Source organism: Actinoplanes sp. NPDC049681 (assembly GCF_044465265.1).
Classification (GTDB): domain Bacteria; phylum Actinomycetota; class Actinomycetes; order Mycobacteriales; family Micromonosporaceae; genus Actinoplanes.
Window position 1 is genome coordinate 185,554 of record NZ_JBITLP010000001.1, and the last position, 14,211, is coordinate 199,764.

The window sequence follows — 14,211 nt, forward strand, 5'->3', positions numbered from 1 at the left end:
ATGTCCCCCTAGGTGTGTGTCTCTTCAGCCCAGTATCAGCGGGTTACCCGGATAGGCATGATCAGATAGCGGTATCCGGGCACGATTTCGCCGTCTTCGCCCGCGGGGGAGATCACAGCCGGCTTGAAGGCGTCGACGAACGACAGGACCGCGGTCGGGGCGCCGAGGTTCTGCAGGCCGTCGATCAGATACTGCGGGTTGAAACCGATGGTCAGCGGCTCGCCGGTGAAGGTGGCCTCCATCGCCTCGCTGGCCCGGGCCTCCTCGGTGCCGCCGGCCTCCACCACCAGGCCGTCCTCGCCGAACGACAGCAGCACCGGGGTGGTGCGCTCGGCGACCAGGGCCACGCGCCGTACGACCTCGACCAGCGCGGAGACGGTGACCCGGGCCTCGGCGTTGTGGCTGGCCGGGAAGAGGGAACGCACCGGCGGGTAGTTGGCGCCGTCGAGCAGCCGGCTCGTCGTACGCCGGGTGCCGCCCGCGAAACCGATCATGCCCTCGCCGGCGTTGCCCTGGGCGAGCGCGAGCGTGACGTCGCCGCCGATCGGGCCCAGCGCCTTCGCGGTGTCGTTGAGGGTCTTCGCCGGGACGAGAGCGTTGAGGCTGATCTCCGGGTCGTCCGGGTTCCACTCCAGCTCCCGCATGGCGAGGCGGTAGCGGTCCGTCGCCAGCATCGCCATCGTCGAGCCGTTCAGCTCGATGCGCACGCCGGTCATCATCGGCAGCGTCTCGTCACGCCCGGCGGCGACGGCCACCTGGGCCACCGCGACGGCGAAGGCCTGGGCGTCGACCGTACCGGCGCTCGAAGGCATCTCCGGCAGGGTCGGGTAGTCCTCGACCGGCATCACCGGGAGAGTGAATCGGGCACTGCCGCATACAAGCTCGAGGTGCGAGCCGACGGCGGCGATGTCCACCGGCTTGGCCGGCAGTGCCTTGGTGATCTCGGCGAGCAGGCGACCGGAGACGAGGGCGGCGCCGTCCGCGTCGGCCTGCACCTCCACGCTCACCTGGCTGGAGACCTCGTAGTCGAATCCGGAGACGTGCAGCCTGCCGTCGGTCACGCGCAGCATGACGCCGGCAAGGACCGGCACCGACGGGCGGCTGGGGAGGCTCTTGGCCGTCCACGCCACGGCGTCGGCGAGTGCGTCTCGCTCCACCCGGAACTTCATGCCATGCCCTCCGCGTCACTTTCCTCGACGAATCAGCTTGAGAACGAATCAGCTTGTGTACGGACCAGGCGGTGTGGCTGGGTGCCTGGGTCGTGCTGTGTAACTGGGTGCCTATGTCGGTAGGGCCCTGCTGCGTGCCTGTGCGTCAGTACCTGCCGGACTGCGCAGGCACCGGGTCCCGGATCTGCTGATGGAGCCCTCTGAACTCTATGGCGCGGGTGGGCGTCTCGTCCGCCCGGCCCCCGGCTGTTTGCCCCGGTGCTTCTGCTCAGGGGTGGATCGGGCCGCGAGCGGCTCGTCCACACCTTCCCCAACGCTGATGATTGGTCTTTGGATTTTCCGAGAGAGATATCAGTCGTAATCATCGGGCCTGTGCACACTGTGGAGAACTCCCGTCTCCGCAGGTCAGCAGGTTATCCACCGGTGATTCACATGTGGGCAACCGGGGTATAAACCCGGGTCCGCGTCCACAGTCGCCGACGCGACCCCGGTTGTCCACCGTTGTCCACCGGTTGTCCACCGGCTATCCACGGGGTTTGTCCCCCGGCCTGGGGATAACGCCGGGACGCTACCGACTCGTCGTCCCCAGAACCTTCAACAGGAAATCCACACCCGTCCACAGGGTGTGGGGACGTTCGTGACGGTGTGTGTCTGTCCACATCGATTTCCCCAGGAGTTCTCCACATCTGTGCGGAGCCGGCCCGAAGGTTGTCCACCGTTGGGGACGAAGCCTGTGAAGTCCTGTGGATTGGTGTGGATAACGTTGGCACGAAACGGTCTCGTCGCGACGTTGACAAACCGATCGTGTGGATGAATTGGTCCCGGCGACGCGGTTGGAGAAGTCCTGCTCGACCAGTGCTGGGTCCGTGACGGCCACGGCGAGCGCCGGGCCGTCGCGTCCAACACGAATACCGGTCATGTCACGGGCGTCGATACGCGCCCCTACCGAGTCGGGGGACGTCTGGCCACGGCTGAGCGTCGGCTCGATAGCGTGGCGGGCCCGTACATCCGGCGACCATCGCGAGGGACCGTGGAGCTGACCCTGACCGACTGGATCCTGCCGACCGTCGTGCTGGCAGTCTGGGGGCTTTCCTGGTGGCTCGGTACGCGGCGGTTCCGGCTGTGGTTCGCGGTGCTGGCACCGTTCGCTTCCGTCGTCGGCGTCGTTCTCGGTGTGCTCGGCGCCGGTTCTCAGGCTGACGGCGAATGCTCTTCGTCTTGCGCGGGAGGCGCTGTGCAGCGGTGGGCGGCGAGCTTCGACTCACCGTCGCCGGGTGTTGTCTGGCTTCAGACGAGCGCGATCCTTGCGCTCTTCGTCGCCGTGGTGCTGACCGTCCTCACGCTGATCATCGAGTACGTCCTTCTGGTGCTGCGGGACTCGGGCGAGGAACGATCGGGTGGGCAGGGCGCGCGGCGTCCACAGTGATGCCTTGTGCGCTGGCGGCCGCACCGTTGGAAGCAGTTAGCAGAGCCCTCGGGGGTACATCAGCCACTCGTCGCCGGTTCGGCAGGTGGTAAGCATGCGCGAGTGCTGCCGGGAACAGGGCGGGGCGGGGCGCGGGGCTCGGCCAGGGTTCGGTACCGGGGGAACGCCTGGGGCAGCCGTGAGGTGTCCGGGGAGTTCCTGCGGTTGGGTCGGTGTGTGCCCGTACCTTCGGAATTAGGTGTTTTGTTTGATGCGGTTGGTCAGTTCGGCGATCTGGTTGTAGAGCGACCGTCGCTCGGCCATGTGCTGGCGGATCTTGCGGTCCGCGTGCATGACTGTGGTGTGGTCGCGGCCGCCGAAGGCTTGGCCGATGCGGGGCAGGGACAGGTCTGTCAGTTCACGGCAGAGGTACATGGCGACCTGGCGGGCGTTGACCAGGACGCGCGAGCGCGAGTGGCCTCTCAGGTCCTCGAGGCTCACGCCGAAGTAGTCCGCGGTCGAGACCATGATCTGGTCGGCGGTGATCTCGGGGCCGGCGCCGTCGGGCATGAAGTCGCGGAGGACTTCCTCGGCGAGGGACAGCTGGACCGAGCTGCGGGTGAGGCTGGCGAAGGCCGTCACCCGGATGAGGGCGCCCTCGAGTTCGCGGATGGAGTTGGAGACTCGGCTGGCGATGAATTCGAGGACGTCGTCCGGGGCGTACATGCGCTCCTGGGCGGCCTTCTTCTGCAGGATCGCGATGCGGGTCTCGAGGTCCGGGGGCTGGATGTCGGCCAGCAGGCCCCACTCGAAGCGGGTGCGCATGCGGTCCTCGAGGGTGGCCAGCTGGCGCGGGGAGCGGTCCGAGCTGATCACGATCTGCTTGTTGGCGTTGTGGAGGGTATTGAAGGTGTGGAAGAACTCCTCCTGCGTGCGCTCGCGGTTCTCCAGGAACTGGATGTCGTCGATCAGGAGGATGTCGACGTCGCGGTAGCGGCGCTGGAAGGCCTGGGTCTTGTCGTCGCGCAGGCTGTTGATGAAGTCGTTGGTGAATTCCTCGGTCGAGACGTAGCGCACGCTGCGGGCGTGTCCGAGGGTCGTCGCGTAGTGACCGATCGCGTGCAGCAGGTGGGTCTTGCCGAGCCCGGAGCTGCCGTAGATGAACAGCGGGTTGTACGCCTTCGCCGGGGACTCCGCGACAGCGACGGCCGCCGCGTGGGCGAAGCGGTTGGACGAACCGATGACGAACGTCTCGAACATGTACTTCGGATTGAGCCGGTTGCCGTCGTTGCCGCCCGGGCGGGCGCCGGGTTGGGCACCGCGCATGTCGACCGGGGTACGGCCGGGTCCGTTGTCACCGCCGTGGCGCATCTGCAGCGTGTCGTCGCGGCGATCCTGGCCGATGAGCGCCGGGCGTTCGTCGGGGCGGCGCTGGTTTTCGCGGAGCTGGGCCGGCTCGGTGGCCATGCGGTGGCCGGCCGCCTCGTTCGGGTTCTCCGGGAAGTGCGGGAGCTGGCGCGGCGGTTCCGCCTTCGGCTTCTTTTCCTCCGTGACGGAGGCTTTGACCGGCTCCGGGAAGAGTGCGTCCTGGCTGTCGCGCGCCGCCGGCACGCTGCGGGAGAACGGCGCCTGCGCCGACCCGGTCGGCGCGTCGGCCGGCCCGTAGGTCTCCGTGTATGCGGTTGGCTGTGGATAACGATCCGGGTACGCCGGGGGCGGAGCATCCGCGTAGTGCGCGGGCGGCTGGGTCGACGGCTCGGGCGGCGGGGTGCCGTAGACCGTGCCCGGGCGGCCGGAACCGTCCTCGGGCGGGCGGACCGTCACAGCGACCTGGATCGGGCGGCCGAGCCGGCGGGACAGCGCCTCCGTTATGGCCAGCCGCAGCCGGGACTCGATCACGTCCCGGGTGTACGTGTCCGGCACGGAGAGCAGCGCGGTGTCCTCAACTATGGCGCGCAGGCGGGTCAGCCGCAGGTACGCACGCTGCTGGGCGGACGCGATCTCGTCCGCCAGCTCGTCCGTCGCCGCAGCCCAGACCCCGCCAAGGTCGACCGTGTCGGCCACCGCCGCGCCACCCCCATCACCACCGTTCCCGGTGGCCTTGTCCGGCTTCCGCCCTTGCCTGCCGTCACCCGTACGGGCGACGGACCGGCTCCCCCCAACCCAGCACATTCAACGTGCTGAACATGCACGGCGCCACCGGCTGTCCACAGGTTATCCACAACCTGTGCACTGTCGGCGGTCGCTCCCCGGCCGGATGGTCGGCAGACTTCCCGGAGCCTGTGCTGGCGCGGGAAAACAGGCTCACCGTGCCGAACGATTCACCGCCTCGTCGGTTCCTCTCGGGTCCGGCGGGAGCGGTGTGCGAACAGCGCTGAAGACCAGCAAACGGGCACGCTAACAGCGCGGCCGTGTCCGCATCAACTGCCGGTACCCAGCTCGAGCGCACCTGGCACGAAAAGATTCATTCCGTACGCGGGAGGACCGGCGTGAGTGACGACCGGCAGGTGGTGACGACCGGCGTGAGTGACGAACGGTACCTCACCGCGGCGTGCCGCCCCGCGGATAGTTGACCACTGCTGTACCCCTGCGTAGGGTCGAGCGGTTGCTCCGCCGCGCTCTGCTAAAGTGGCGTCTTGCAGCTGATGCCCCCTGGACGTAGTACGAAGACGGAGTTCTGACGTGAGCAAGCGCACCTACCAGCCGAACAACCGCCGGCGCGCCAAGACCCACGGTTTCCGGCTGCGCATGCGCACCCGGGCCGGCCGCGCCATCCTTTCCGCCCGCCGCACCAAGGGCCGCGGCAAGCTGTCGGCCTGAGCCGACGCGAGCCGGGGTCGGATGCCAGGTAGTCGTGCTGGCCGCTGCGCAACGACTGCGGCGTAGCACCGACTTCGCCGCAGCGGTACGCGGTGGCCGCCGAGCCGGCCGCGGCACCGTGGTGGTCCACCTACTCGTCGATGAGCCGGCGCAAGCCTCCGAGGCACGCGCCGGCTTTGTCGTGTCCAAGGCGGTGGGCAACGCGGTGGTCCGCAACAAGGTCCGCCGTCGGCTGCGCCACCTGGTACGTCCGCGGCTGAGCGGGCTCCCGCCGGGCGCGTCGCTCGTGGTCCGGGCCCTGCCCGCGGCGGCCGAGGCGTCCTTCGAGAAGCTCGGCACGGATCTCGACGCGGCCCTCGCCGCCGCGCGCGCACCGCGGCGGCGGCGATGACACCGCTTGCCCGCCTGCTGACCGCGGCGATCGTCGCGTACCGTCGTTATGTGAGCCCGGCTCTGCCGGCCCGCTGTCGGTTCTACCCCTCGTGCAGCGCGTACGCCCAGGAGGCGCTCGCGAAGCACGGCGCGCTCCACGGGACCGGCTTGGCGATCTGGCGGCTGCTGCGCTGCCACCCTTTCCACCCTGGCGGGTTCGACCCGGTGCCCGATCCGATCCGTCACCGTCCTGCCGATGTGACTGGAGCATGAATTGAGTCTCGACTGGATCTACTACGGCATTTCGTGGATCCTCCTGCGCTGGCATGCCCTGTGGGACACCATCGGCATCCCCGACGGTCCGGTGCTCGGCACCAACTGGGCGTGGATCCTCTCGATCGTCTTCCTGGTGGTGACGCTCCGCGTCATCCTCTTCCCCGTCTTCGTCAAGCAGATCAAGTCGCAGCGGGCGATGCAGGCACTGCAGCCCAAGGTCAAGGAGCTGCAGGAGAAGCACAAGGGTGACCGGGAGACGCTCCAGAAGGAAATGATGGAGCTGTACCGCGTCGAGAAGGCCAACCCGCTGATGGGCTGCCTCCCGATGTTCCTGCAGATCCCCGTCTTCCTGGGCCTCTTCCACGTCCTGCGCCGGCTGAGCCCCGACAACCCCCGGCCGACCCTGTACGGCTGGACCGCCGAGCAGTTCCGCGACGCGACCCACTCGGCGCTGTTCACGGCCCCCCTGCCGGCCAAGTTCGGCTCCTCCCCCGCCGAGCTCGCCGCGCTGAACGCCGGCAGTGGCGCCACGGTCAAGGTCATCGCCGGCATCCTGGTCCTCATCATGATGGCGACGACGTACATGACCAGCCGCCAGATGATCCTCAAGACCGGCTGGGCCGAGGACCCGCAGCAGAAGATGATCCAGCGCCTGATGCTGTACGGCATCCCGCTGTCGCTGCTCGTCTCCGGCTCGCTGTTCCCGATCGGCGTGGTCATCTACTGGGTCACGAACAACCTGTTCAGCCTGGCCCAGCAGCAGTGGGTGCTCCGCAAGTTCCCGCCGCCGCAGATGGCCGGCCGGTCCGGCGGCTCCGCGGCCCGCCCCACCGCCGGCGCCGCCACCAAGAACGGCACGAAGAACCCGGTGCAGCCCGCCGCACGTGGCCTGTTCGGCCGCAAGCAGGCGGAGCCCGAGCCGCAGTCGCCGGTCGTCGACACCAAGGCCCTCGCCCCGAAGCCCGGTGCCAAGCCGGTCAACCCCAAGAAGGGCGTCAGACCGGCGAACAAACCCAAGGGATGACGCAGCAGCGGCCCGGACCGTCGTCCGGGCCGCGCGCGGCCCTTGCCAGGGCGGCGACAAAGACCTCCCCGCACCGGCGAATGGACGCCGCCGGTACGGGAAACAGCGGACCGAGCGGGTCCGGCCCGAGAGTACGGAGATGAGACCGTGACCGACACCAGCACTCCCAGCGCCGAGGAGACGACCGCCGCCACCGCGGAGTCCACCGGTACGGAGGAGACCAAGAAGTCGGAGAGCGTGGCCTCCGACTCCGACCTGTTCCGGCAGAGCGAGATCGCCGCCGACTACGTGGAGGGGCTGCTCGACATCCTCGACTACGACGGCGACATCGACGAGCTCGTGTCGGCGGGCCGCCCGATGGTCGAGGTCGTCGGCGGCCGCCTGCAGCCGCTCGTCGGCCAGCGCGGCGCCACCCTGGAGGCGCTGCAGGAACTGACCCGCCTGGCGATCTTCCGGGCGACGGGCTCGCCGAGCCGGCTGCTGCTCGACATCGGTGGATACCGCGCGACCCGCCGCAAGGAGCTGGCGGCGGTGGCCCGGAATGCTGTGGAGAAGGTCAAGGAGCACGGGGACGCTGTGCGGCTGGAGCCGATGTCGGCCTTCGAGCGCAAGTGCGTCCATGACGTGGTGAACGCGATCTCCGGGGTGGAGAGCGAGTCCGAGGGCGTGGAGCCGAACCGTCGCATTGTCGTGCGGCCGGCGGACTGATCTCGCGATATGAGTGGACCCCGCTTCGGTGTGGGGGGCGGCGGCTCGGGTGCTGAGGTTCCCGGGCCGCTTTCGTCTTCCCCGGCCGGTTCTTCCTCTTGCTCGTCGTCTGCTTCTTCGCCTTCTGGTGCTTCTGCTTCGCCGGGTGGGTTCGAGGCGGCTACGCCGGACGGCTCTGTGCGGGCTTCTTCGTCTGCTTCGCCGTCGGACTCTTCGTCGAATCCTCAACCGGCTTCCGTCCCGGCTACGCCTTCGGCCGCGCCTGACGCACTGCCGCCTGCTTCACCGGGCGGCTCGCTCTCGGCTTCCGTCCCCTTCCCGGCTTCGTCCTCGGCTTCGTCCTCGGCTTCGCCGCTGGTTTCCTCGCCGGCTTCTCCGCCGGCCGAGCACCGTGCCGCCGCCGAAGCGGTGTTCGGCGATCGTCTGGCCTTGGCCGGCGAATACGCCGAACTGCTCGCCACCGATGGCGTCGTACGCGGTTTGATCGGTCCGCGAGAGGCACCCCGGCTCTGGGAACGCCACCTGATCAACTGCGGCGTTATGTCCGACATGATCCCTATCGGCGCTTCGGTGATTGACGTGGGGTCTGGTGCCGGTTTGCCCGGTATCGTGCTGGCAGTGGCCCGACCTGATCTGACGATCACCCTGGTCGAGCCGCTGGCACGACGTACCGCTTTCCTGTCCGAAGCGGTGGCAGCGCTCGGCCTCGACGCGACCGTCACGGTCGTACGGGGACGAGCGGAAGACCTCGCCGGTGGACCCCCCGCCCCCGCCGATGTCGTCACCGCCCGCGCCGTGGCGCCGCTGGACCGGCTCGCCGGATGGTGCCTGCCCCTCGCCGCCGTCGGCGGCCGTCTCGTGGCGCTCAAGGGCGCCTCGGCGGAAGACGAGGTGGCGGAGCATCGACAGGCGATCGCCCGTCTCGGTGGTGGCGAGCCGATCGTCCGGCTCTGCGGGGTCGGTCTCATCGACCCCCCGTCCACGGTCGTGGAGATCGTTCGGGAACGCGACGTCGTGGCATCACGGCCGAGGCCGTCCAAGCGGGCGGCTGCCCCGGGCCGGTCCGCCGATGACACCGGTGGGCGCGGCTCCGGGAAGAGGAGATCGCGGAGGAGATAGATGGCCAGGCGGGGCGCGCGGAAACGTACCGGGAAACTCCCACGACCCGCGCCTGGGCCAGCTCCCTCACCGTCGCGGGTGGGGGCGGGGTCTGCCGCCGGCGTCCAGCGCATGGCGGGTGGCGACGCTCCTGCCGGAGTGGGGTCAACTGCTGCGGGGGTTCAGCGCGGGCCTGGAGGTGAGTCCCCTGTCCGGGTGGGGTTGGCTGCCGCGGGAGCTCAGCGCACCTCTGAAGGTGAGTCTCCTGCCGGGGTCGGGTCGACTGATGCGGGGCTTCAGCTAGCGCCCGCAGCTGACTCTCCTGCCGGAGCGACCCTTGGCTCCGCTGCCGGGATTCAGCGAGTGCCCACCGAGTCACCGATGACCCCCCAATTGGCTCCCGCCGCACGACCCTCGCGGACGCCGGCCGTGGCAATGGAACCGCCTGCCGGGTCTGGTTGGCCGCCACCCGCCCGCACCTTCGACCCAGCGGGCGATCCCGATCCCGCACGCTTCCCGTCGGCGGATTCACCCGCGCCTTCGCCGCCGGTCCATCCGCGGTCGCCATCGCCTGACCATCCGGGCACACCCGCCCCGCGATCGGAGGTCACTTCCCCTCGCGACCCCGCAATTTCACCCGCTCGGCGGTCGGCTTCCGGACTCGGATGGCCGGGCTCTTCCCGAAGGTACGGCGGGAAGCTCCGCCTCCTACCGGGATTTATGGTCTTCGAGGCGTCCCCAATCCTGACGGTCTGGACTCATCAGGCGGACAACCGTGGCAACGCTCGCCCGACGGCCGTAGGCTGGCCGCGCGTCGATAGTGTGGACCGGACGGCGGGAGCTTCTGCACCGCCGTTTCCTGCCGGACCGCACGCTCGCGGTGCCGACTCCATCCAACCAGGCAGGGATAAAACGGTGCATGAGTATGGCAGGGGCCCCGATGGCGACCCCGGCTGGGACGAGGTTTCACGTGAAACCGATCCATACGCCGGCCCCGATCGGAGCGTGAGCTTGAGTCTGAGCTTCAACAGTGGGGAGCAGGGTGTGCCTCAGCCGCGTACCGGAAACGGTGGGCAGGTGTACGGAACCCCAGTCAGTCCCGACGTTGCTGCGGCCGATCCCCGGCGCCCCGCTCCGGCGCCTCGAACTGACCCCTCCGTTGCCCCGGTGTCCGGGTCTGCGTCCGTACCGTCGGCAGCCCCAAGATCCGCTCCGGCCGGTGACTCTATGGCGGGAACCTCGGCGGCTCCGCGATCTTCCCCACCCGCGGCGTCCGTAACGGGCTCTGCGCCCGTACCGTCTTCTGGTATGAGCACGCAGCATGGCGGGGACTTCGCAGCCCAGCCCACCTCGGCGCCCCCGGTTTCCGCTCCCCCGAGCTCCGCGCCTCCTGCATCGGGAGCCCCGGCGGCCGTGTCGGCGGCGCCGACGGCGGACGGCGCAGCGGCAGGCGAGCATGTTTCACGTGAAACGCCGACCCGGGATGAGGACGATCCGCCGCTGGCCATGGAAGCGTTGCGAGCTGTGCAGATCCTCAACCCGAGCGGCGAGATCACCATGCCGCGACCCGACCATCCGCGGGTTCTCTGCGTGGCGAACCAGAAGGGGGGCGTGGGCAAGACGACTACGACCGTCAACCTCGCGGTGGCCCTCGCGCTGCACGGCAACCGGGTTCTCGTCGTCGACCTCGACCCGCAGGGCAACGCGTCGACGGGCCTCAACGTGCCCCACCACGCCGGCGTACCGGACGTGTATGACTGCCTCATTGACAACGTGCCGCTCGCCGAGGTGGCGCAGCCCGTGGAGGGCATTCCGAACCTGTTCTGCGTACCGGCAACGATCGACCTTGCCGGCGCGGAGATCGAGCTGGTCTCCGTCGTGGCCCGAGAATCCCGCCTCGCGCGGGCTATCCAGGCGCACCCCGAGAAGTTCGACTACGTGTTCATCGACTGCCCGCCGTCGCTCGGCCTGCTCACGGTCAACGCGCTCTGCGCCGCGCAGGAGGTCCTGATCCCGATCCAGTGCGAGTACTACGCCCTGGAAGGGCTCAACCAGCTGATCAACAACATCAACCTGGTCCGTCAGCACCTCAATCCCACGCTCGACGTCTCCACAATCTTGCTGACCATGTACGACCGCCGTACCCGTCTCGCGGACGCGGTCGAGCAGGATGTCCGCAACCACTTCGGCGCCAAGGTGCTCGAGGCGGTGATCCCCCGCAACGTACGCGTGTCGGAGGCACCCAGCTACGGCCAGTCCGTGATGACCTACGATCCGGGTTCGCGCGGCGCCACAAGCTACTTCGAGGCGGCACTGGAACTCGCCATGCGCGGCGTCAACACGGGAGGCACGGCATGAAGAACCGTCCACGGGGTGGCCTCGGCCGCGGCCTGGGGGCCCTGATCCCCACAGCGCCAGCAGCCAGTGCCGCGGTCGCCGAAGAGCCGCCGCCCCCGGTTTCCGCGCCGGCGCCCGCTCAATTCTCGGCGCCGGTCGAGCCCTCGACACCCGAGCCCGAGGCCGTCACTCCCCCGGAGCCGATCCCGAGCGAACCCGTCGATGACGGCCTGGCACCGGTACCGGGTGCACGTTTCGCCGAGCTTCCGGTCACGGCGATCGTCCCCAACCCGAAGCAGCCGCGTCACGTCTTCGACGAAGAGGCGCTGGAGGAACTCAAGACCTCGATCCAGGAGGTTGGCTTCCTGCAGCCGATCGTCGTCCGCGACATCGGCGACGGCCACTACGAGCTGGTCATGGGTGAACGCCGCTGGCGCGCCGCCCAAGCGGTCGGCAAGGAGACCATCCCGGCGATCGTCCGCGAAACCCGCGACGACGCCATGCTCCGCGATGCGCTGCTCGAGAACATCCACCGCGCCAACCTCAACCCTCTGGAAGAGGCGGCCGCCTACCAGCAGCTGCTGGAGGAATTCGGCGCGACGCACGAAGAACTGGCGCGACGGATCGGTCGCAGCCGCCCGCAGATCTCCAACACCATCAGGCTCCTCAACCTGCCGGCACCGGTCCAGCGCCGAGTAGCGGCCGGCGTCCTGTCGGCGGGCCACGCGCGGGCGCTGCTCGGCCTCGAGGACGGAGAAGCCCAAGAGCAGCTCGCTCTGCGGATCGTGGCCGAGGGTCTTTCGGTACGCGCAACAGAAGAGCTCGTGTCCCTCGCCATCGCGGACGGCCCGGTCAGGAAGTCAGCTCCGGCCCGCCGAGCAAAGGTCCACGCGCCGGCGCTGAACGATCTGGCCGAGCGACTCTCGGACCGCTTCGACACCCGAGTCAAGGTCGACATCGGCCGGAACAAGGGCAAGATCACGATCGAGTTCGCGACTGTCGATGACCTCGAGCGGATAGTGGGCATGATCGGCGTAGAGGACGAAGGCGCGGGATCTTCGGAGTGAGCCGATCTGGTCGGCCCGCGGGCTGATCGGTGCCGCCTGGCGGGGCGGCGATGCACGATGACGGACAGGCACGTGAGACTGGCGGATCACGTGCCTTCTTCATGTCCTGGTTGGATGGGTCGGCGGTTCTCCTTCGAAGAGCCCGGCTTGCTGGGTGCATCCGGTTCTGTCAGAACGATTCTCCTGGGATTTCGGTCCCGGCCGGTTTTCTGATCGTCCCCAAATCTGACGCCCGATTTCGACTCATTTGCGCTTCGGGTGGGTACCGTCGGCCTATCCTCGGGCAAACGTGAGAGAAGATCACTTTGCGCCTGCCTTCACGGCTCGGCCCGATCTTCTTAGGACCGTCTCGGGGGCCCACCGTGATCGCGCTTCCCTACGCCAATCTCAGCGGGCCCGATCCTGCGTCTTCGACACTGGCCATCAAGTCCGATGTCGTCCGAACACGCTCTACTTGGGGTCCGCGGCCGTCGAGCCAGCCTCGCCCTCATCGTCGCGCCGTTTGGCCGCCGTCCGTGCTCTGCCACGATGGCTGGCTTCGGTCCGTCTCGGTGTCACGCCCGGCCTCCGGGGTTCTCGAGGAACCGGGCCCGCGGATGCTGAAGGGCCGAAGTGCTCGGGCGGAGAGCACCGACCTCGCCGGGGTATTTGCAACTGCGACGAAGGCGATCGTTGGGTACTTCCTTGCTCCCCTTCCGGCCGCATGACCCACGCGATCGCGGCCGCCGCACTCTCCGGCTCCCCAGCCAGTTCCCTGCGTCCCTTGGTATGCCGGGCTGTAGGTTCCGTAGCCTGCCCGCTGGGAAGGTGCTGTTGCGGTGTTCCAGCCGTGGCTCGGCGCCGAAGGGATGACGCCTCGTGGCCTCGCGGGTCAGACGTAGAGCTGGCACGCGCCTCTCGTGTCGCGGCGTCTTGGCGTGATCCGATGTGATGCCGGGCGCCGCGCGGCCGTCCGCAGCTTGTAGCGCCACTAGCTAGGCCACGTCGGTTACCCGCACGTCTGGGCGGGTCGGCGCGGATGGCGAGCGGCGATGTCGTCCCAGACGAGACTCGGTCCGCCTGAGTTGTGGGGAACAAGATTGTCACGCAAAGCCGTCACGCTGTGCGCGAGACCGACGGTGGGGGCCGGAGCTCGTGTGCCGGCGGCTTGTGGCGGCCCATACAACGAGACCATCTCTTCTCGCCTGCCCCTAGCGGCTAGTGGATAGGGAACTTCAGACGAGCCTTGAGCTGCTTACTTCTCGCCTTGGTTCTCTTCCCGCCTCGGTCCGGGCGCGTCGGGCCCGCAATCGGTCCAGCCGGTGTTCGCTCGGGCAATGACGGCATCGGGTGCGGCTTTGACGATGTGTCGAGGTCACCTGTTTCACGTGGAACGCGCGCCTCTCGGCAGCCAAGACGGGAAGCGCCCCAACGAGGATCCGGGAAGTAGTGAGTCCACGTTTCACGTGGAACCGGGATGTCAAACTCTCCCGGAGGCCGGAGGCCGGAGGCCGGAGGCCGGAGCCCGGAGCCCGGAGCCCGGAGCCCGGAGCCCGGAGCCCGGAGCCCGGAGCCCGGAGCCCGGAGCCCGGAGCGGCCCTCCTCGAACCTGGATGACGGTCGGGTTTTGGCGCCGGATAGGCACCGTTCCACGTGAAACGAAACGGCTGGCCGGTGAGCGCTCGACCGGCAGGGGATGCGGACGTCGTGCCTTCCGGCCGGCGTCCCGGCGGTGACTGCCCACGCAATCGCCCCGTGATCTCCTGAGGCGGCCACGCCGACGAACCACCCACGGTATGGCTCGGACGAGCGCCCCTCACGAGCCTGAGATCTCGGGTACCGATGCCGGCTGGTTTCACGTGAAACGGGGTGCACTGCACCAGTGCGCCAGTGAGCGAGGAACGCGGCAGCGCGAGCCTCTGGTCGCTGCGCGAGTCGGATCGACAATCTCGGTGC

12 protein-coding genes are annotated in these 14,211 nt (G+C 68.8%); 9 read left to right on the forward strand and 3 right to left on the reverse strand.

Annotated features, from left to right (window positions below; all coding sequences use genetic code 11):
• Nucleotides 1-35: 35 nt before the first annotated feature.
• Nucleotides 36-1,169, reverse strand: a complete 1,134-nt coding sequence (dnaN, locus tag ACIBO8_RS00900) for a DNA polymerase III subunit beta (protein ID WP_396113022.1) — start codon at nucleotides 1,167-1,169, stop codon at nucleotides 36-38.
• A 1,030-nt stretch (nucleotides 1,170-2,199) separates the two neighbouring features.
• Between dnaN and ACIBO8_RS00905 the strand changes: the two genes are divergently transcribed.
• A complete protein-coding gene (locus tag ACIBO8_RS00905; protein ID WP_396113023.1) occupies nucleotides 2,200-2,595 on the forward strand; it encodes a hypothetical protein in 396 nt (131 codons plus the stop codon).
• A 234-nt stretch (nucleotides 2,596-2,829) separates the two neighbouring features.
• Here the strand turns inward: ACIBO8_RS00905 and dnaA are convergent, their stop codons facing one another.
• The gene (dnaA, locus tag ACIBO8_RS00910; protein WP_396113024.1) at nucleotides 2,830-4,638 is read right to left on the reverse strand and encodes a chromosomal replication initiator protein DnaA; all 1,809 of its coding nucleotides are present in this window, start codon (nucleotides 4,636-4,638) and stop codon (nucleotides 2,830-2,832) included.
• A 618-nt stretch (nucleotides 4,639-5,256) separates the two neighbouring features.
• Here dnaA and rpmH point away from each other — a divergent pair.
• The 5 genes from rpmH to ACIBO8_RS00935 all read left to right on the forward strand — a co-directional run bounded on the left by rpmH (nucleotide 5,257) and on the right by ACIBO8_RS00935 (nucleotide 7,774).
• Nucleotides 5,257-5,394 (forward strand): 50S ribosomal protein L34, encoded by a 138-nt coding sequence (rpmH, locus tag ACIBO8_RS00915; protein ID WP_396113025.1) that lies wholly within the window; start codon nucleotides 5,257-5,259, stop codon nucleotides 5,392-5,394.
• Between the two features lie 34 nt (nucleotides 5,395-5,428).
• Nucleotides 5,429-5,785: a ribonuclease P protein component gene (gene rnpA / locus ACIBO8_RS00920; protein ID WP_396113026.1), complete on the forward strand. Its 357-nt coding sequence runs from the start codon at nucleotides 5,429-5,431 to the stop codon at nucleotides 5,783-5,785.
• Nucleotides 5,782-6,039 carry a membrane protein insertion efficiency factor YidD gene (gene yidD / locus ACIBO8_RS00925; protein WP_366155048.1) on the forward strand — a complete coding sequence of 86 codons (258 nt, stop codon included), beginning with the start codon at nucleotides 5,782-5,784 and terminating at the stop codon, nucleotides 6,037-6,039. Before rnpA ends, yidD begins: the two co-directional genes overlap by 4 nt.
• A 1-nt stretch (nucleotide 6,040) precedes the next feature.
• Nucleotides 6,041-7,066 (forward strand): membrane protein insertase YidC, encoded by a 1,026-nt coding sequence (gene yidC / locus ACIBO8_RS00930; protein WP_396113027.1) that lies wholly within the window; start codon nucleotides 6,041-6,043, stop codon nucleotides 7,064-7,066.
• Nucleotides 7,067-7,213: 147 nt separating this feature from the next.
• Complete coding sequence (locus ACIBO8_RS00935) at nucleotides 7,214-7,774, forward strand: protein jag (RefSeq protein ID WP_396113028.1); 561 nt, start codon at nucleotides 7,214-7,216, stop codon at nucleotides 7,772-7,774.
• 224 nt (nucleotides 7,775-7,998) lie between these two features.
• Here the strand turns inward: ACIBO8_RS00935 and ACIBO8_RS00940 are convergent, their stop codons facing one another.
• A complete protein-coding gene (locus ACIBO8_RS00940; protein WP_396113903.1) occupies nucleotides 7,999-8,235 on the reverse strand; it encodes a hypothetical protein in 237 nt (78 codons plus the stop codon).
• Here ACIBO8_RS00940 and rsmG point away from each other — a divergent pair.
• The 3 genes from rsmG to ACIBO8_RS00955 all read left to right on the forward strand — a co-directional run bounded on the left by rsmG (nucleotide 8,129) and on the right by ACIBO8_RS00955 (nucleotide 12,276).
• Nucleotides 8,129-8,893, forward strand: a complete 765-nt coding sequence (gene rsmG / locus ACIBO8_RS00945) for a 16S rRNA (guanine(527)-N(7))-methyltransferase RsmG (protein ID WP_396113846.1) — start codon at nucleotides 8,129-8,131, stop codon at nucleotides 8,891-8,893. The genes ACIBO8_RS00940 and rsmG overlap by 107 nt on opposite strands.
• An 894-nt stretch (nucleotides 8,894-9,787) precedes the next feature.
• Nucleotides 9,788-11,230 carry an AAA family ATPase gene (locus ACIBO8_RS00950; protein WP_396113029.1) on the forward strand — a complete coding sequence of 481 codons (1,443 nt, stop codon included), beginning with the start codon at nucleotides 9,788-9,790 and terminating at the stop codon, nucleotides 11,228-11,230.
• Nucleotides 11,227-12,276, forward strand: a complete 1,050-nt coding sequence (locus ACIBO8_RS00955) for a ParB/RepB/Spo0J family partition protein (RefSeq protein WP_396113030.1) — start codon at nucleotides 11,227-11,229, stop codon at nucleotides 12,274-12,276. The genes ACIBO8_RS00950 and ACIBO8_RS00955 overlap by 4 nt, the downstream gene beginning before the upstream one ends.
• Nucleotides 12,277-14,211 lie beyond the last annotated feature (1,935 nt).

Excerpts from the sequence above, each read along its gene's own strand:
- yidD (WP_366155048.1), top strand. The coding sequence starts at position 5,782 with ATGACACCGCTTGCCCGCCTGCTGACCGCGGCGATCGTCGCGTACCGT.
- dnaN (WP_396113022.1), bottom strand. The coding sequence starts at position 1,169 with ATGAAGTTCCGGGTGGAGCGAGACGCACTCGCCGACGCCGTGGCGTGG.
- ACIBO8_RS00955 (WP_396113030.1), top strand. The coding sequence starts at position 11,227 with ATGAAGAACCGTCCACGGGGTGGCCTCGGCCGCGGCCTGGGGGCCCTG.